Source organism: Candidatus Glassbacteria bacterium (assembly GCA_019456185.1).
Taxonomy (GTDB): Bacteria; Gemmatimonadota; Glassbacteria; order GWA2-58-10; family GWA2-58-10; genus JAJRTS01.
In genome coordinates this window covers 89,999-108,463 of sequence record VRUH01000002.1, presented here as the reverse complement: position 1 = coordinate 108,463, position 18,465 = coordinate 89,999, and the positions used below count along the sequence as shown (strand labels likewise).

The window sequence follows — 18,465 nt, the reverse complement described above, 5'->3', positions numbered from 1 at the left end:
AAGACCACTGGAAAATGCCACAGCTCCGGACAGAGGTGACGATCCTGAACAAGCTCGGCCTTCACGCCAGGCCGGCCGCACTGCTGGTTCAAACCACCAGTAAGTTCAAGAGTGACATATACCTCAAGAAAAATGACATGGAAGTCAACGCCAAGAGTATCCTCGGAGTCATGATGCTGGCGGCCGAGCAGGGAACTGCCCTGATGGTCTCGGTCGCGGGTGAGGATGCCCAGGAAGCGTCGCGGGCTGTGGTCGAACTGTTCAAGAACAAGTTCGATGAAGACGGCGAGGAGCAGGAATAAATGCCCAGGCCCGCATCCGGGAAAAAGGCCAAGGGCTCCGGGAGGAAAAGGAAAGGCCAACTGATTCTGACCGGGCTGGTCGCCTCTCCGGGGCTGGTGATGGGAAAAGTGGCCGTTATCGGCCACGGGGTTATGAATATCCCGCTGCGCAAGTTGAGTGCGGGCCAGATTGCAGACGAGATACAGAGATTCCAGGACGCCCTGAACCTGACCCGTCAGCAATGCGGGGAACTGCGGGACAGGCTACGCAGCAAACTGGAAGACAAAACCGCAAGTATTTTCGATGCCCACCTGATGATGGTCGACGACGTGACGGTTGTCGAGCAGACCACCACCCTGATCCGCGAACAGAAAATCTGCGCCGAGCAGGCCTATGCAATGACTGTGGACCGGTTCGCCAAAGTGCTGGCCGATCTGGGCAGTGATTCCTATCTGAGTGCCCGTGCCGACGATATCCGCGATGTGGAACGGCGAGTGCTGTCTAATCTGATGGGGCTCGGCGATATTTCCACGATCAAACTGACCGAACCGACGGTGCTGGTGGCCCACGACCTGACCCCGTCGCAAACCGCCCAGCTTGACCCTAAGATGGTGCTGGGCTGCGCCACCGATGTCGGCGGCACCACCAGCCATACGGCCATTCTCAGCCGCTCTCTGGAAATACCAGCCGTGGTTGGGCTGGGCGATATCAGCAGTCAGGTCACCACGGGCGACCAGGTGATAGTTGACGGCTACAGCGGCAGGGTGATTATCAGGCCCACCAGGCGGCAGTCAGAAATATTCTATCAACGCGCCACCGAATACCGTAAGATAGAAAACCGGCTGGCCGAACTTAAGGATTTGCCGGCTCGCACGGTGGACGGTACTCTGGTGGAACTCTCGGCCAATATCGAATTCCCCAGTGAAATCGATTCGGTTATCAGCCACGGCGCCAAGGGTGTGGGATTGTTCCGCACGGAATTCCTCTACCTTACCCGCCCTGACCTGCCCAGCGAGCAGGAGCAGTATGAGGCTTATTCACTGGTTGCCCGCCGCCTGTCTCCCGATTCGGTGATAATCCGGACGCTCGACTTGGGGGCGGACAAGTTTTCCACCCAAATCCAATCCTCTCCTGACCCGAATCCGTTTCTCGGCAACCGGGCGATCAGGATCTGCCTCCAGCGCAAGGATATCTTCCGCACCCAGTTGCGGGCGATCCTGCGCGCCACGCCGCACGGCGATGTCAGGATCCTGCTGCCGCTTGTCTCTGCTATCGAGGAATTGAAAAAATCGATGGCCTTTATCCGCAAGGTGCGCCGGGAACTGGAGGATGAGGGTGAGAAAATAGCCAGGCGGGTGGAAATCGGCAGTATGATCGAGGTGCCCTCCGCCGCGCTGATGATCGATGATTTTCTCCACTTTGTCGATTTCGTCTCAATCGGGACCAACGACCTGATCCAGTACGTAATGGCTGCCGACCGGGGCAATGAGCGCGTCGCCCATCTCTACCAGCCACTGAACCCTGCGGTCATCAGGCTGATCGATAAAGTGATCAAGGCCGCCAAAAGAAGTAATAAGTGGGTCGGAGTCTGCGGGGAGATGGCCGGTAATCCAGATTCGGCCCTGCTGCTTGTCGGTCTCGGAGTCGATGAACTCTCGACCAGTCCGGCGGCGATCCCCGTAATCAAGAAAGTCATCCGCTCGATCAGTTGCGAGCAGGCGCGGGATATCGCAGACAGGGTGCTGAGCATGAACAGCGTGGGCAGGATCAAAAACTACCTGAGCCAGCGGATCGAGGAACTCGGTGAGGGAGTTACGGAGAGATTCGGCGACTGACACCCCGGCAGCGCGCGTTGTTGTGGAAATAAAGAGCGGCTTGCCCGGTCCGGTTCCGGAACCTCGTACCGCTGGAGTCCAAACTGCACAGAACAGATGATCACGCAGAGGAGACGCATTGCGCAAGATAGGTCTGACGAGCTGGATTTTTGTCGGTATCATCCTCGGAGTTCTCTCCGGCTGGCAGATCGGTGAGCCGCTGCTGGTTGTCTCGCAGCCGCTTGGAACGGTATTCCTGACCCTGCTCAAGATGGTGATCGTGCCGCTGGTGTTCAGTTCGATTGTCACGGGCGTAGCCGGGATCGGCAACACCGGCAAGCTGGGCCGTCTGGGCGGCAAAATCATGCTCTACTACCTTTCTACTTCGCTGCTTGCGATCCTCACCGGTCTGTTGATCGTCAATATTGTCAAACCTGGCGTAGGCGCGGAGCTGGGCCTGGAGGCGGCTCCGCAGAACTTGGCCGCCGAGGGCGCCGGTATAACCGACCTGTTTATCCGCATGATCCCGGAGAACCCGATCTCCGCGGCGGCCGAGGGCCGGATGATGCAGATCATCTTTTTCGCCATCCTGATCGGCGTGTTTATCACCCGCGTCGACAGGAAATTCGGCGAGCCGGTGGAAAGCTTCATCAAAGGCATGTTTGAGATTATGATGACCATGACCAGGTTTATCATTTATCTTACACCCTTCGGCGCGTTCGGGCTGGTCGGCTCGGTTGTGGCCCGCACCGGTTTCGCCCCGTTTATCCCGCTGGGCAAATACGCCTTCTGCGTGGTGGCCGCCCTGCTGATCCACGCTTGTGTCACTCTGCCGTTATTCCTGCGATTTATCGGCGGAGTCAGTCCGGTCAAGCAGGCCAGGGCGATGGCCCCGGCGCTGATGACCGCTTTCTCCACCGCCAGCAGTTCGGCTACTCTTCCGCTGACGATGGAGTGCGCCGAGGAGCGCGCGGGGGTCAGCAACAAGACCACCAGTTTCGTCCTGCCCCTGGGGGCCACGGTCAACATGGACGGCACGGCGCTCTACGAGTGCGTGGCGGTCGTGTTTATCGCCCAGTACTATTTCAGCCACGGGCAGGGAATGGAACTCTCGGTCATGCAGCAGGTCGTAATCGTTATTACCGCGCTGATGGCCTCTATCGGGGCGGCGGGAATCCCGCTGGCCGGGCTGGTGATGATGAGCGTGGTGCTCAAGGCGGTAGGACTGCCGCTGGAGGGCGTGGGGCTGATCCTGGCCGTGGACCGGATCCTGGACATGGGCCGCACCACGGTCAACGTCTGGAGCGACTCCTGCGGCACCTCGATTATCGCCACCACCGAGGGTGAAACCGACCTGAATGTGATGGCTGCCAAACAGAGTTGAAGCGGTCTGTCATGAAGGGGCGAACCTCGTGTTCGCCCGCATGGTTTTCCCGTAGGGGCGACGCATGCGTCGCCCTTTTTTTGTCAAAACCCTTTTTTGCGCGTGGTGGAGAGAGATTGTTATAGAGAAACACACCCCGCCCGCTGTTGCAGTCACCCCTCTTGATAGAGGGGATTTTTGTCGTAATGGCTAACCTGATTTTCGCCACAGCCAGAACAGATAAAGGGCCACGGCAAGCCGTGGCCCTTTATCTTTAACTATGTCTTCCAGAAAACTGCCCTGCTCGCTAAAAACTATCCACCGCCGCCATGACCTCTTCCCGGAACCAGGCCAGTATCCCGGAAGCGATCGCGCTCAAGACCAAAACATACAGCGGCGCCGAATGGTTGACCAGCGGCAGATCCACGTTGGCCTTCATTGCAACGCCTGCCGTATCGTACCAGCCGTAGAGCGTATTGGACACCTTCGCCATCCAGCCGCTGCCGGTGGCCCGGGCGGTTTCGATAGTAGCGGCACCCGTACTGAGGTCGAACACGAACAGGAAAATCGCCAGCGCCACCGCTCCCATCGCCGCCGCCGCCACTCCCAGCCAGATTCCACGTCTGAAAGCTCTTTGCTCGGCTGCGACCAGTTGTTCCCGGACGCGGACCTCGGCCATTATCCTGTCGGCCAGGCCGGCGGGAGCGTCCACTTGCGGAGTCTCCTCCAGAGTATGCAGGATTTGCTCGTGGATGCCGGCAAGCTGATCGCAGGCCGGGTCGGCCGCGCGGGCAGCATCCATCCGCCGCCTCAACTCCGGATCCAGGCCGCCTTCCACATATTCGGCCACGTGTTGCTCGAATTCCTGGTAGTCCATGATGTCCCTCGCCTGATTTATTTTAAATATACGCCGTCTTTTCCGGTTTGTGCAACTATTAGTCCCGCCAACTGCATCTTGCCCCGCCTGATATATGTGGCCACGGTCGCCCGCGGAATTTCCATTTCCTCGGCTATCTCGTCATAGCTCTGCCCGCCGAAATAGTGCAGGCCGATTGCCTGGGCCCACTCCGGTTTAAGCCTTCGCAACTGTTCCCGCACTATCCCGCCCATCTCTGCTGCCGCGTATTCCTCCTCCGGGTCCTCGTCCTCGTCGGCCACCACCTCGGCCACGCTGCGGCCCTGTTCGGCCATCGGCGAATCGAGACTGGTTGCGTTCAACTGCTTCCTGCGCATCCTGCTGATACAGACATTGGCCGTAATCCGGTAAATCCAGCTCGACAGCTTGGCCTCACCGCGGAAATCCTCCAGCGAACCGTGGACCTTGAGGAAAATGTCCTGGGTCGCCTCCTCGGCCTCCTCGCGGTTGCCGAGCATGCGGTAGGCCTGGTTATAGACCTGGTGTTGATAGGTCTCTACCAGTTGCCGGAAATCTGTGTCGGACTGGACCATGGTCCCGCGAGATAAAGTTTTCGAATGCTGTCTGAGTCCTATGACGTAGCGGCGCCCGTCTAAATTTCACTTTTTTTGTTGAAAAATCAATTGCAGGCGAAATAAGTTGAAACCGGCGGAAAGAACACTGCGTCCTAAGGATTCAGCAGGAGCAAGCCTTGTTTGTAAGAAAATTGAAAGCAGCCGGTCGCGGGCTGCGTCTTATGATCTAGATTGACGAGAGAAGTCCCAAGTATTATCAACTTAACTGGAGGTTAGTATGGGACCGGCAACTATTGGCGCATTTATCCCAATAGCAGGATTCGCGGCGTTGGTGCTGATCGTTTATTTCGGCGTGACTCGTAAACACTCGGAAAACGTGGAACTGATCAAGCGCGGGATCAACCCGGAGAAGTACAATATCAAGCTGCCGGGCAGGCTGGGCCTGCCGTTCGGCGTGGTGTTCCTGGCGCTGGGCTTGGGTTTTTTGATTGCGATGATTGCCACCGGTAAAATGTACCATACCAATGAACTCGGTTGGGCGCTGGCCTCGCTGATCGGCGGTATCGGGCTGATTATCTACTGGAAGATGACCGCCTCAGACCGCGAGCGGGCGCTGAAAATCAAGGAAGAGCTGCTTCTCCGGCCCGGCACCGATTTCGCGCCTGACAACAAGCCCGAAGTATCCGAAGAATAGGAACTGATTCATTCCCGCAACTCAGGGGGCGGCGCATGCGCCGCCCCTTTTTTTGTGTTTGACCTCTTGCCAGTATTCGGCAGATCGTTATATTTGATCGATATAATGTTAGAATCTGTTTCATAACTCCTGAATGGCTGTAGGGGCGACGCATGCGTCGCCCCTACGGTGGCCGGGTTTTGCAAAAGGTGACTGTTTTTTCAGTTGATTACGATTTTTAGAGCCATAAAATTTAAAGGAAACATCTTGCCGGAAAATATTCCACTGATCGAAATAGACAGTGGCTTGCAGGGTGTCGTCCGGCTGGCTCCATTGTTCTGCGAGGGGATCGAAATTGATGACGGCGCGGCGCTCTGGGCCGTATTCGAGCCGTTCTGCGCCGAGATAGCACGGCGTTACGAGGGCTGCACTGTCAGCGGGGTCGAGGGAATCCAGAAAGCGCGGGAGCTCTACCGCTCGATCGGGGTTGATCCTACCCGCAACCGGCCGTCCTCGGAGGCCCTGATCCGACGGCTGATCAAGGGCAAAAAGCTCTACCGGATAAACTCCCTGGTCGATACGATCAACTTCTGCAGCCTGAACTGCATGCTGCCGCTGGGCCTCTACGATCTAGATAACGTGCAGGGCGAATCGGTTGTTCTGCGCAGGGGCGAGGCCGGCGATTTCTACGAGGGGATCGGCAAGGACCGGGTCAACCTCGAGGGCCGCTACGCGATGTACGACAGCGCCGGGCCGTTCGGCTCTCCGACTGCCGACAGCAGCAGGACGCGTATCCGCCGGGAAACTGTCCGGGCGTTGATCGTGATCTTCGCACCCATCGGCGTGACGCCGGAACAACTGGAGGACAATACAGCTTTTACAGCCGATGCAGTAAAAAACTTCGGCGGCGGCGGTCCGGAAGTCAGCATCGGGACTCCGGTTCGATGACATTCGGCAGTTGACACGATATGCCGATGTAACTATTTTTGTTTCAAGATGTTAACTCCAGCAGACACTCAGTATCAGGGGAGTATGATGGCCACTGACATGGCGAAGGAAAAAGAGAAGGCGATTGGCCTGGCGATTACTCATATCGAGCGCCAGTGGGGCAAGGGCGCAATCATGCGTCTGGGCCAGGACGGCCCGATGGTCCAGGTGCCGGCGATTTCCACCGGTGCGCTGAACCTCGATATCGCAACCGGTGTCGGAGGTATTCCCAGGGGACGGGTGACCGAAATCTTCGGCCCGGAGTCCTCGGGCAAAACCACCCTCGCACTGCACGTGATCGCCAATGCGCAGAAAACGGGCGGGACTGTGGCGTTTATCGACGCCGAGCACGCGCTCGACGCCAGCTATGCCCAGAAACTGGGCGTGAACCTGGAGGACCTGCTGATCTCCCAGCCGGATACAGGCGAGCAGGCCCTGGATATCGCCGAGGTGCTGGTGCGCAGCAACGCGATCGATGTGGTCGTGGTGGATTCGGTGGCCGCGCTGGTGCCCCGCGCCGAGATCGAGGGCGAGATGGGCGACTCCCACATCGGCCTGCAGGCCCGGCTGATGAGCCAGGCCATGCGCAAGCTGACCTCGACGATTCACAAGAGCCTCACGGCGATGGTTTTCATCAACCAGCTCCGCGAAAAAATCGGCGTGATGTTCGGTAACCCGGAAACGACCACCGGCGGCCGGGCGCTGAAATTCTATTCCTCGCTGCGGCTGGATATCCGCAAGGTGGGCAACATCAAGGACGCCGACACTATTACCGGCATGCGCGCGCGGGTCAAGGTGGTCAAGAACAAGGTGGCGCCGCCGTTTCGCAACGCCGAGTTCGATATCATGTTCGACCATGGGATCAGCTACTCCGGCACCCTGCTCGACCTGGCTGTCGACAGCGGGATTGTCGAAAAAAGCGGAGCCTGGTTCAGCTACGACGGTGAACGCCTGGGCCAGGGCCGCGAGAACGCCAAGGCTTCTATCGAGGAAAACAAGGACGTTTTCGAGAAGATCGACACACAGGTCAAGCAGCATTTCGGTTTGATCGAATCCGAGGTGGAGGAAAGACCGGCCGAAAGTTCGGGCGGCTCTGAGGACGAGGGCGAGTAGCGCGTGGCCGTGAGCGATAGCCGGGACCCGGCGGATGCCGACAACCGGACAGAGGATTACGGCAGGGCGCTGAAAAGTGCCACCGGAATGCTCTCGCGCCGTCAGCATGCGGTCCGTGAACTGGAAACCAAGCTGCTGGCCCGGTTCGACAGGGAGACGGTTGCGGGTGTGATCGGCCGCCTGGGCGAACTGGGCTACCTGGATGACGAGGCGTTCGCCCGGGAATACGCCCGTCAGCGGTTTTCCCGTTCACCCCGCTCGGCGCTGGCGGTGACCACCGAGCTTGAGGCTCGGGGAGTGGACCGGACAGTGGCCCAGTATGCTGTCGCCGCGGTGCTGGAGGATGAGGGTTTGAGCGACGAGTTGCTGGCCGAAAAGGCCGCGTGCAAGAAACTGGCAATACTAGGAACTGCCGATTTGGAGAAAAATAAAGCGAAGGTTGGGCGGTTTCTTGCAAGCCGAGGTTTCAGCCGGGCGGCAGTATACGTTACAATAAAAAAAATTCTCGATTAAAAAGATACCAACATCAAAAAAGGTATCTTTTTTTCTTCAATACTTGGAGTTTTTATCTTAAAAGAAACGATTTAAGGCTGGTGAAAAGTTAACAATTTCAAAAAGCTAGATAATGGCTAAATCTGAAGAAGTATTCATAAGTTACAGCCACGATTCTGTAGAACATGATAAAAAAGTATTGGATTTGTCCAATCACTTGCGTTCTGAAGGTGTAGACTGTGTGCTCGATCAATATGAGGACTCGCCTCCCGAAGGATGGCCTCGCTGGATGGACAAACAAATTAGAGATGCACAACATGTAGTACTAGTATGTACTAAGAATTATTATAAAAGAGTTATGGGCGATGAGAGAGAAGGAATAGGACTAGGTATTAAATGGGAAGGAAATCTCATATACCAACATATTTATAATGCCGAGTCACTAAATAAAAAATTTATACCTGTTATTTTTTCTGAATCTATGAAAGAATTTATACCCATTCTTTTGCAAGGAGCCACCTATTATTGTCTTTCGACAGTTAAGGGTTATGATGGACTTTACAGAAGATTAACTGGCCAGCAAAAAGTATTGAAGCCGAATCTTGGTAAACGTAAAAAGTTGCCTCAAAAGTCTGTTAATACAAATACATTGATGTTTTTTACTTCACCAATCGATATAGAATTATGGGATGCAGCAAAATGGAGTTCCACATTTTTTGCAGCTGTACCGGGAAATCCGCCAGTGTTAGGTCTTGGATATAAAAATGAAGCTTTTGGCAGAAAGATTTTTCAAGGGTGGCGAGAGAGATTTGGCGAAAATGATGAATTGGAAGAATTGCGTATTGCAATTATCGAAGGGGATATAGAAGGGGAAGAAACTGGATATTCCGTACATATTGGACCAGATATTGATGCAGCTATTTCCCGCTTTAAGTGCCAAGGATATAAGTACAACAGAGATGTTTTAATGAGTGTAAGTAGGATAAATCGCATGAACCCACTTCCAAATAGTAATCATCTTGAAGTTTTTAAAAATTTATACAGAAAATTCAAAACTTACTATTTAGTACCTGGTGTAATTTCAGAAGATGGAACATCACTTACACCTATATATGAACTCGGAATATTTAAGGGAAAGATATTTTTTAGAAAAGTGGAAGATATAAATGAACATGATATTGATTCTGTAGTATTGGGTACTGGCGGTTTAGATCGCCCTGCTAATGATTGGACTGGTTAGATTTAGAGCAGTTTTATTAAAGAATATAATGGATGAGACTATGCATAGTGCGGATCAGATCAGGAAAGAGTTTATCGAATTTTTCCGGAGCAAGGGCCATACGGCGGTTCCCAGCGCGCCGGTTGTGCCCCAGGCCGACCCGACTCTGCTGTTTGTCAATGCCGGGATGAACCAGTTCAAGGACGTGTTCCTCGGCGCGGGCAGCCGTAACTATACCCGGGCGGTCAACAGCCAGAAATGCATCCGGGTCTCCGGCAAGCACAACGACCTTGAAGACGTGGGCCGCGACACGTACCATCACACCTTTTTCGAGATGCTGGGTAACTGGAGTTTCGGCGACTATTTCAAGCGCGAAGCTATCTCCTGGGCCTGGGAACTGCTGACCGATGTCTGGGGCCTGCCCAAGGACAAGCTGTACGTAACCGTTTATGTGGAAGATGACGAGGCCGGGCAGCTGTGGGCGTCTGAAACCGATCTCGGCCCCGATAAAATTTACCGCTTCGAGAAGGATAATTTCTGGGAGATGGGCGATGTCGGTCCCTGCGGCTCCTGCAGCGAAATCCATATCGACCTCGACCCCGGACCGGCCGACCACAAGCTCGCCGCCGATCCCAAACGCGGGATCAACAGCGGCGGCGACCGTTACGTGGAACTCTGGAACCTGGTGTTTATCAACTCAGAACGCAGGCCCGACGGCTCGCTGGTGGCGCTGAAAGAAAACCACGTGGATACGGGGATGGGTTTCGAGCGGTTGCTCTCGGTGCTGCAGGGCAGCAACTCCAATTTTGAAACCGACGTTTTCCTGCCCCTGATGGATCGGATCGCCGAGCTCAGCGGTGTCGACTACCAGCCCGGCGAACCGGGCCTGGCCCATCGCGTAATCGCCGACCACGCCCGGATGCTCACTTTCGCGCTCACCGACGGCGTTGTTCCCTCCAACGAGGGACGCGGCTATGTCCTGCGCAGAATTCTGCGCCGCGCGGCCCGGTTCGGCCGGGAACTGGGTGTGAAAGAGCCGTTTATCTACAGCCTGGTCGGCACGGTGTGCGATATGCTGGGTGAGGCGTACCCGGAGATTGTCCGGCGCAGCCAGCACGTGACGCGGATGATCAAGGCCGAGGAAGTGGGGTTCGGGGCTACGCTGGACCGCGGGATCGAGCTGTTCGAGGAAGTTGCCCAAAAGGTTAAATCCTCCGGTGAGAGCATGATCCGGGGCGAGGATGCGTTCAAGCTCTATGATACGTTCGGCTTTCCGCTGGACCTGACCGTGCTGATGGCCCGCGAAAAGGGCCTGGAGGTGGATCAGGAAGGTTTTGCCGGGCACATGCAGCGCCGCAGGGAGCAGTCCCGCTCCGAGGCCAAATTCAGCGCCGGCGTGGATGTCTCGCGCTGGGCGGCGAAATTCGACAGCGGAACCTCCACCGTATTCAGGGGTTACACCGAGCAGAGCCTGGAAACGAAAGTGCTGGGAGCCGACGAGCAGTCCATGGTACTGGCGGAGACACCGTTTTACGCCGAAAGCGGCGGTCAGTTGGCCGATCTGGGGACGATCGAGGGCAAAGGGTTCGTCTTCCGGGTGGTGGATGTCCAGCGCACGGGCGGCCTGGTAATCCACAGCGGAGAGTACGAGTCGGGCTCCGCCTCCGATGCCGCCTCTGGTACGAAAGTAACCGCCCGGATCGACACGGAGCGCCGTCAGGATATCGAGCGCAACCACACCGCCACTCACATCCTGCACCGGATGCTGATCGAGTCCCTGGGCGAGAGTGCAACTCAGGCCGGCAGCCTGGTCGCACCCGATTACCTGCGGTTCGATTTCCATCACTACGAGAAACTGCCCGACGAGATCCTGCTGGAGATCGAAAAAGGGGTCAACGCCGAGGTCCGGGCTGACAGGACCGTGCGGTTTTTCGAGCAGGATTACGAGCAGGCGGTGGCCGGGGGGGCGATGGCGCTGTTCAGCGAGAAGTACGAGAGCACCGTGCGGGTGGTGGAAGTGGACGGTTTCAGCCGCGAGCTCTGCGGCGGCACGCATGTGGACGCCACCGGACGGATCGGGGCGTTCGTGATCACCCAGGAGGGCAGCGTGGCCGCCGGAACCCGCCGGATCGAGGCGCTGACCGGTGAGAGAGCCGCCGATTACCTGCTGGAGCGAAGTCATCTTATCGGCCGCGTGGAGCGTAACTATTCGATCCCCGCCGCCAAGCTGGACAGCCGGATCGCCGCCTTGCTCGAGGAGCAGAAAGCACTGGCCAAGGAGCTGGAACAGGCGCGCAAGGCAAGCTCGAAGGCCGGGATGGACGATATGCTGGCCGATGCGGCGGAGTTCCCTGGCGGAGGAAAACTGGTAGTCCGCAAGCTCGACAATGCGGATCTGGACATGCTCAAGTCGCTGGGCGACTCGTTCCGCGAAAAGGCCGGCAGCGGCGCGGCGCTGTTCGCCTCGGAGGCCGACGGGAAACTGCTGTTCGCCTGCGCGGTCACCGATGACCTGGCTGGCAGTGGTAAATTGAAAGCCGGGGACGTTGTCGGCCGCATCGCCAAAATAGCCGGCGGCGGCGGCGGCGGCAGAGCTCATTTGGCCACGGCCGGCGGCAGGGACGTGAGCAAGCTGAATGAGGCGTTGGCCGCATTCCCGAGAGTGGTGAAGGAACTGGTGAAATCATGAACGGCAAGCCGACAAAAGCGCTGTTGTTCCGCGAATCGCTCAACCAGGGGCTGGCCGAGAAAGTGGCGGGCCTGGATCGCGACCATTACCCGGAGTCGCTGATCGAGATCATGGAGGCGGTGCTGCTGGACCAGGGCTGCCCGCGCGGTTTGCCCCTGCTGGCCGCGGGGCTGATCAAATCCGGACCGGATGCCGGTGAAAAACCGCAGGCGGCCGAGGTGCTCTGGCAGGGCCTGATTATGACCGCTCTGCTGGCGCAGGAGGAACCGCCTGTCGACGGACTCGCGGCCGGACTCACCGAGCGGTTCGACAGCGCCCACCTGCTGCTGGCGGCCGACACGATGCTGACCTGGCCGTTCGAGTTTCTTACCGGCGGACTCACAGAGCCGGACTCATCGGCTGAAATGGCCGCAGCCTGCCGCAGCGCGCTGGCCGGATTGGCCGCGGCGGATGGCGGATTTGCCGGACTTTGTCAATGGGAACCGCTGATTATCATGCTTGAACCGCTTTGCCGGGGCCGTGACCTGCGGACTGTCAGTGGCCTGAGAGAGCTTGCCGGGGCGGCATATCTCGCAGATCTCAGCCGCTGGCTGGCGCGGCCCGACTGGCTGGCGAAGGCTTGCGATCAGGCAACTTCCGGAGCGGGACGGGCGGATTTGTCCGGCGGGTTGGCCGAAGTGCGAGCGCTGTTATTTGAATGACCGTTCCCCATGCGGGGATTGAGTATGGAATGAATACCAGGATAAAAGACGGCGCCACAATCGCGGTGGCAATGAGCGGGGGAGTGGACAGCTCGGTCGCGGCCGCTCTGCTTGCCGAGCGCGGGTTTCACGTGATCGGACTGACTATGCGCCTGTTCTGCTATGCCGAGAAGCCGTCGAGCGAAAAGAGCTGCTGCAACACCCAGTCGATTGCCGATGCCCGAGCAGTCTGCGACCGGATCGGCGCTCCGCATTATGTGATCGGCAGTGAGAAGGAGTTCCGGAGCGATGTTATCCAGCGCTTCGTGGACAGCTATCTCTCCGGTTCCACTCCCAACCCCTGCGTGGACTGCAACACGTTTATCAAGTTCAAGTTCCTGCTGCACCGGGCAATGAGCCTGGGGGCCGATTACCTGGCAACCGGCCACTATGTCCGTCTGGGCGAACGCGACGGAAGTCCGTGCCTGCTGCGGGGACTGGACCCGGACAAGGACCAGTCTTATTTCCTGTGGGGCATTCACCGTGCCGCACTGGACAAGCTGGTGTTTCCGCTGGGTGAGTTCCGCAAGCCTGAGGTGCGCGAACTGGCAGGAAAATACGGACTGGCGGTTCGTGAGAAAACCGAAAGCCAGGAGATCTGTTTTGTCGAAAACGACAGTGTCGAGGATTTTATCCGGAACTACTCAGCCGGCGGCGAGATTGAACCGGGCTACCCGGCCAGCACCGTCCCCGGCCCGGTAGTCGACAGGTCGGGACAGGTTGTGGGAGAGCACCGCGGCAGCGCATTTTACACGATCGGCCAGCGCAAGGGTCTGGGCGTGTCGCTGGGCCGCCCGGTTTATATAACGCGGATCGATACGGTCAGGAATGAAATAGAAATCGGCGAGGGCGAGGATCTCGGTTCCTCGTCTTTCAGCGCAGCCCAGGTAAACTATCTGGCCGATCCCCCGCCGGGAAAGTCGTACAGGGCGGAAATCCAGATCAGATACCGTCACACGCCGGCGGCAGGCATGGTGACAGCCGCCGGGAAATACTCCGTGCGCGTGGAAACGGAACGGCCGCAGAGAGCGGTTACCCGCGGCCAGTCAGTGGTTTTTTACGACGGTGACCTGGTACTGGGCGGGGGAGTGATCTCGGAAACAGAAAGCCGGAAGTGAACGAGCAATAATGCCATTGGATATTTTTTTCACCAGCAGTAATTTCTCGATCTTCTGCCGCAGAGTGTCAATTTCCAAGGGTTTGCTGACTAGACAGTCGGCAGCGACAGATTCCAGGTCCAGGCTTCCGGCGGCCAGCCCCCTAATAATCGTTTGCGGTCAAATCCGACTGGGGATAGGATATCCTCAAGGAGGATTTGACAATACCGAAGATGCAAACGATCAGCCGAATGTATTCGGCTGACAGAAGCCACCAAGCTTGCTTAGCGGCAGTTTACCGGGTATTTTACGATTTTCCTGATTCTAAGGGAATCCGTCATGATTGTTGCAGCTAAGATTAAAAATATATACAGATAGGCTGTTTTAATCTTCAAAGCGACAAAATGAAACATCAATTGACAAGAGATAGGACGGGGGAATTTTTCTTTGCAAAGCCGTGACCGCTTGTTAATTTACAAAATCCGGAAAATTGACCGGTACGTGTTCGCTAACTGCACCGGGGATGGCGGTTGAAATGACTAAGATTATAGCCGTGGCAAACCAGAAAGGCGGTGTGGGCAAAACTACCACCTCGATCAATCTGGCGGCCTCCCTGGCGGTGGCGGAGATCAAAACCCTGCTGGTGGATATCGATCCCCAGGCCAACTGTACCAGCGGGATGGGGCTGGATAAAAACGAAATCGAAAACGACGTTTACGATGTGGTGATCGGCGGTCTGGCGCTGGATGAGGCTATCCAGGAAACCGATCTCGAGTATCTGGATCTGGTGCCGGCCAGCCGCGACCTGTTCGGCGCCGAAGTCGAACTGGTCAGTATGCCCGGCCGCGAATTCCGTCTGCACAAAGCGTTTTCACGGCTCAACGGCTCCTACGGCTATGTGATAATCGACTGTCCGCCATCGCTGGGAATTCTTACGCTGAACGCGCTTACCTGCGCGGATTCGGTGCTGATCCCGATCCAGTGCGAATACTATGCGCTGGAGGGACTGAGCCAACTGGTCAGCACGATCAAGCTGGTCAGCCACAAGCTGAATCCCCAGTTGCGGATCGAGGGAATCCTGATGACGATGTTCGATTCGCGGCTCAACCTCTCGCAGCAGGTTGTGGAGGAAGCGCGAGGCTATTTCGCAAGCCAGGTCTACCGGACCATGATCCCGCGCAATGTCCGTCTCAGCGAAGCGCCGAGTTTCGGTAAGCCGATCATTCTCTACGACGCCACCTGCAACGGTGCGCAGAGCTACATGCAACTTGCCCGGGAACTGGTTGACAATGAGCAAAAAAAGAAGGCTGGGTAAGGGACTGTCGGCGCTGATCGGAGAGGAGGATCCCGGGAACGAGGTGTTTTCGATCGGGAGGGGAGCATCTTCGGGCGAGCGCACCGGCAACAGCGTGGCAATAGCCGATATTGTCCCCAACCGCCACCAGCCGCGACGCAACTTCGACCGGGACGCAATCCGGCAGCTCGCCGATTCGATTAAAAGCCAGGGACTGATCCAGCCGTTGGTGCTGAACGACAGCGGTGACGGCGGCTACGAGCTGATCAGCGGTGAGCGCAGGTTGAGAGCTGTCAGGACTCTGGGCTGGAAAACCGTGCCGGCGGTGATCAAGAAAGTCGATGAATCCGCCCTGCTGGAAATGTCCCTGGTGGAGAATCTGCAGCGTGAGGACCTCGACCCGATCGAGGAGGCCGAAGGCTATCAGCGCCTCGCGGATTCTTTCGGGCTCAAGCAGGCCCAGATCGCTCAGCGGGTCGGCAAAGACAGAAGCACAGTGGCGAATTCGATCCGGCTGCTGCGGCTGCCGGAGGTTGTACGCCGGCAAATATCCGCCGGAAAGTTGTCCGCGGGGCACGCCAGGCAATTGCTGGCCCTGGACGAGGCCGGCGCACAGATCGAGCTGGCGCGCCGGGTGATCGACAGGGATATCTCGGTGCGTAAGCTGGAGCGCCTGGTCAGGGAGTGGAAACTCGGTCGGGCCGTCGGAAAGCCCGGCGCCGGCAACGGCGGCAGGAGCGAAGCGGAACAGGCTGCGATCCGCGAACTGGAAGACAGACTCCGTCGCGCTTTCGGAACCAAGGTCAGGATCAGCAGCAGGGCGGAGGGGAAAGGAAAAATAGAAATCGAGTACTATTCCTATGAGGAATTCGAGCGGCTGTTGGAACTGTTCGACGTACAGCCGCTGGGTTAAGCGAGGTCCGCCTCAGGGAGGATGGTGATGAAACACCTGACCCTGATGATAGTGCCGTACCAGGGCGCAGATATCCGGAGTCTGAAAATCCGCCACAGCATGCTCAAACTGCTGGCCGCGCTGGTGATCGTGATTATCTGTCTGCTGGTGGGTACGCTGATCTATCTCAGGCCGGTAGTGGAGAAAGCCCGGCAATATGACCGGCTGAACGCGCAGAACCAGCTGCTGGCTCTGGAAAGACAGAAAATAAAAGAACTTAACTTCAAGATCGCGATGCTGGAAAAACTGGTGAAAAAAATCCACCTGGCTCAGGGAGTTGGTCAGTACCAGGGGGTCGAGGAGGCCGGCGAGGCGGACGGAGAGCAGGAGACAGCAAATCAGGAAAACTACGCGATTCCGCTGGAAGGCAACGGGCCTTCCTCGCTTGACGACGTCAAGAAGCGCGATACCCGTATCCCGCGCGGCGCCCCGGTTGAGGAAAAAAGTTATATAAGCAGATTGTACAACGCTGAAATTTACCATTTCGGGATCGATATCGCGCTCAAACAGGGTACTCAGGTTCGGGCTACGGCCGACGGGACTGTCAGTGTGGCGGAGAAAAACGACGACCTGGGATATTATGTGATGATTAAACATGCCAGCGGTTACAGCACTCTATACGCCCATAACAGCCGGCTGGCCGTGGAAAGCGGGAAACGCGTGCGTAAGGGAGACCTCATTGCCTACAGCGGCAACCTGGGCCAGAGCAGCGGCCCGCACCTGCACTACGCAATTCTGGACGAGGATGGAAACCCCATCGATCCGCTGCCGTTTCTGGAACCTTAAGCAACTATATCAGAGGAAGGATGATGAGTGAGAATATGAAGGAAGGCGAGCGGCTTAATACGATTATCGGCCAGGGCACGGTGTTCAAGGGCGAATGTTCGGTCAAGGGTACTGTCAGAGTCGATGGTATTATCGATGGTTCACTGAAAGCGACCGGTGTGGCGATCCTGGGTAAAAGCGGTAAGATCAAGGGCGATCTGGTCGTGGGCAACGCAGTCGTGGGCGGCGTGGTCGAAGGCAGCGTTATCGTCGAGGGCAGGCTGGAGTTGCAGAGCGGGGCCAGGGTTGAGGGAGACATCAAGGCCAAGAAGCTCATCGTGGAGGAAGGCGTATTCTTCCAGGGTTTCTGCAACATGGAGCGGAAGGAAGGCAAGCAGAAAAAATCAGCCGCCGCGACTATCTCCGGGCAAAAGCGGGAAAGTCAGCCGGTGCGCAAGGTGGAAGAGGCCGGTGTTGACAATGATGGGGAAGAGATCACTTTCCGTGGCGAGCCTATTTAATAAACATACCCGGTTGAGCTTACGCTCATAATCCCGGCAATCAATCCGTTAGGCGATTGCCACCGGTTATTTGTCCCTGTATTTCTCCGCCGCGTCCACCACCGCCCTGGCTTCCACCAGTTCAGCTTTCAACCGTTTTCTATTCACCGTGTCAGCTTCGGCGTCCAGCGCTTTTTCCAGGCGGGACTGCAGATTGCGCGCCTCGGCCAGATCGACGTCCGCCGCATCGACAGCCTTGTCGGCCAGCACGATCACGCTGTTGTCCTTCACCTGCAGGAACCCGCCGGATACCGCGTAATAGCTGCGCTCGCTGCCGGTGGTCAGCTTGAGCACTCCACTGCCCAGCGCCACCATCAGCGGAGCATGGCCGCCCAGCACGCCCAGCATCCCGTTTACCGCCGGAGCCACCACAGAGCGCACTTCGCCCTCGAACAGCACTTTCTCCGGCGTAATCAGCCTTGTGTTAAGCGGATGGAACGATGGCATCCGCGCCCTCCCGGTCAATCTCTTCAGTAATCAGCAGCAGGCAAGCCGGTTCGCTTAGCCGTTCTGTTTCTTGTCCTCTTCATAGCGCTCCACCACATCCTCGATACTGCCGGCCATATTGAACATCTGCTCCGGGATGTGGTCGTACTCACCCTCGACCACGCCCTTGAAGCTGCGGATCGTATCTTCCAGTTCCACGGACTTGCCGGCCCGGCCCGTGAACTCCTCGGCCACGTTGAACGGCTGGCTGAGGAACTTCTGCAGCCGCCGCGCGCGGTTGACAATTAGCTTGTCCTCTTCGCTCAGCTCCTCCATGCCCAGGATCGCGATAATGTCCTGGAGGTCCTTGTAGCGCTGCAGGATTTCCTGGACCCGCCTGGCGGTGTTGTAGTGCTCCTCGCCGATGATGTTGGCGTCCATGATCCGACTGGTGGACTCCAGCGGATCGACCGCCGGGTAGATACCGAGCTCCACGATCTGGCGGCTGAGTACGGTGGTGGCGTCCAGGTGGGTGAACGTGGTCGCCGGGGCCGGATCGGTCAGGTCG

Annotated in this window: 18 protein-coding genes and 1 pseudogene (1 of these 19 running past the window's edge); 15 read left to right on the top strand and 4 right to left on the bottom strand. The window is 57.4% G+C overall.

Annotated elements, in window-relative coordinates:
- Positions 1 to 14: 14 nt before the first annotated feature.
- The 3 genes from FVQ81_01515 (at position 15) to FVQ81_01505 (ending at position 3,480) form a co-directional block, all read left to right on the top strand.
- Positions 15 to 302: an HPr family phosphocarrier protein gene (locus tag FVQ81_01515; GenBank protein ID MBW7995250.1), complete on the top strand. Its 288-nt coding sequence runs from the start codon at positions 15 to 17 to the stop codon at positions 300 to 302.
- Positions 303 to 2,117: a phosphoenolpyruvate--protein phosphotransferase gene (gene ptsP, locus FVQ81_01510; GenBank protein MBW7995249.1), complete on the top strand. Its 1,815-nt coding sequence runs from the start codon at positions 303 to 305 to the stop codon at positions 2,115 to 2,117. It begins immediately after the preceding gene.
- A gap of 118 nt (positions 2,118 to 2,235) precedes the next feature.
- A complete protein-coding gene (locus FVQ81_01505) occupies positions 2,236 to 3,480 on the top strand; it encodes a dicarboxylate/amino acid:cation symporter (GenBank protein ID MBW7995248.1) in 1,245 nt (414 codons plus the stop codon).
- 286 nt (positions 3,481 to 3,766) lie between these two features.
- Here FVQ81_01505 and FVQ81_01500 read toward each other — a convergent pair whose 3' ends face one another.
- Both FVQ81_01500 and FVQ81_01495 read right to left on the bottom strand, forming a co-directional pair.
- Positions 3,767 to 4,336 (bottom strand): hypothetical protein, encoded by a 570-nt coding sequence (locus FVQ81_01500; GenBank protein MBW7995247.1) that lies wholly within the window; start codon positions 4,334 to 4,336, stop codon positions 3,767 to 3,769.
- A 17-nt stretch (positions 4,337 to 4,353) separates the two neighbouring features.
- Complete coding sequence (locus tag FVQ81_01495) at positions 4,354 to 4,908, bottom strand: RNA polymerase sigma factor (GenBank protein MBW7995246.1); 555 nt, start codon at positions 4,906 to 4,908, stop codon at positions 4,354 to 4,356.
- A gap of 259 nt (positions 4,909 to 5,167) precedes the next feature.
- On the opposite strand from FVQ81_01495, the gene FVQ81_01490 reads away from it, so the two are divergent.
- The 12 genes from FVQ81_01490 (at position 5,168) to FVQ81_01435 (ending at position 17,432) form a co-directional block, all read left to right on the top strand.
- A complete protein-coding gene (locus FVQ81_01490; GenBank protein ID MBW7995245.1) occupies positions 5,168 to 5,584 on the top strand; it encodes a hypothetical protein in 417 nt (138 codons plus the stop codon).
- A 192-nt stretch (positions 5,585 to 5,776) separates the two neighbouring features.
- Positions 5,777 to 6,511 (top strand): hypothetical protein, encoded by a 735-nt coding sequence (locus FVQ81_01485; GenBank protein ID MBW7995244.1) that lies wholly within the window; start codon positions 5,777 to 5,779, stop codon positions 6,509 to 6,511.
- Between the two features lie 87 nt (positions 6,512 to 6,598).
- Positions 6,599 to 7,663, top strand: a complete 1,065-nt coding sequence (gene recA / locus FVQ81_01480) for a recombinase RecA (GenBank protein ID MBW7995243.1) — start codon at positions 6,599 to 6,601, stop codon at positions 7,661 to 7,663.
- A 3-nt stretch (positions 7,664 to 7,666) separates the two neighbouring features.
- A complete protein-coding gene (locus FVQ81_01475) occupies positions 7,667 to 8,176 on the top strand; it encodes a regulatory protein RecX (GenBank protein MBW7995242.1) in 510 nt (169 codons plus the stop codon).
- Between the two features lie 112 nt (positions 8,177 to 8,288).
- Positions 8,289 to 9,395, top strand: coding sequence for a TIR domain-containing protein (locus FVQ81_01470; protein ID MBW7995241.1), 1,107 nt, complete (start codon positions 8,289 to 8,291; stop codon positions 9,393 to 9,395).
- A 40-nt stretch (positions 9,396 to 9,435) separates the two neighbouring features.
- Positions 9,436 to 12,063 (top strand): alanine--tRNA ligase, encoded by a 2,628-nt coding sequence (gene alaS / locus FVQ81_01465; protein MBW7995240.1) that lies wholly within the window; start codon positions 9,436 to 9,438, stop codon positions 12,061 to 12,063.
- Positions 12,060 to 12,764 carry a hypothetical protein gene (locus tag FVQ81_01460; GenBank protein ID MBW7995239.1) on the top strand — a complete coding sequence of 235 codons (705 nt, stop codon included), beginning with the start codon at positions 12,060 to 12,062 and terminating at the stop codon, positions 12,762 to 12,764. The genes alaS and FVQ81_01460 overlap by 4 nt, the downstream gene beginning before the upstream one ends.
- Positions 12,761 to 13,921: a tRNA 2-thiouridine(34) synthase MnmA gene (gene mnmA / locus FVQ81_01455; GenBank protein ID MBW7995238.1), complete on the top strand. Its 1,161-nt coding sequence runs from the start codon at positions 12,761 to 12,763 to the stop codon at positions 13,919 to 13,921. Before FVQ81_01460 ends, mnmA begins: the two co-directional genes overlap by 4 nt.
- Before the next feature lie 514 nt (positions 13,922 to 14,435).
- Positions 14,436 to 15,215 carry a ParA family protein gene (locus FVQ81_01450; protein ID MBW7995237.1) on the top strand — a complete coding sequence of 260 codons (780 nt, stop codon included), beginning with the start codon at positions 14,436 to 14,438 and terminating at the stop codon, positions 15,213 to 15,215.
- Positions 15,190 to 16,107, top strand: coding sequence for a ParB/RepB/Spo0J family partition protein (locus FVQ81_01445; protein ID MBW7995236.1), 918 nt, complete (start codon positions 15,190 to 15,192; stop codon positions 16,105 to 16,107). Before FVQ81_01450 ends, FVQ81_01445 begins: the two co-directional genes overlap by 26 nt.
- 21 nt (positions 16,108 to 16,128) lie before the next feature.
- A complete protein-coding gene (locus tag FVQ81_01440) occupies positions 16,129 to 16,932 on the top strand; it encodes a peptidoglycan DD-metalloendopeptidase family protein (protein ID MBW7995235.1) in 804 nt (267 codons plus the stop codon).
- A 20-nt stretch (positions 16,933 to 16,952) separates the two neighbouring features.
- Positions 16,953 to 17,432, top strand: coding sequence for a hypothetical protein (locus FVQ81_01435; protein MBW7995234.1), 480 nt, complete (start codon positions 16,953 to 16,955; stop codon positions 17,430 to 17,432).
- A 66-nt stretch (positions 17,433 to 17,498) separates the two neighbouring features.
- Here the strand turns inward: FVQ81_01435 and atpC are convergent, their stop codons facing one another.
- The gene (atpC, locus tag FVQ81_01430) at positions 17,499 to 17,918 is read right to left on the bottom strand and encodes an ATP synthase F1 subunit epsilon (GenBank protein ID MBW7995233.1); all 420 of its coding nucleotides are present in this window, start codon (positions 17,916 to 17,918) and stop codon (positions 17,499 to 17,501) included.
- 54 nt (positions 17,919 to 17,972) lie between these two features.
- A pseudogene (gene atpD / locus FVQ81_01425) lies at positions 17,973 to 18,465 on the bottom strand (F0F1 ATP synthase subunit beta); it runs 896 nt beyond the window's last position.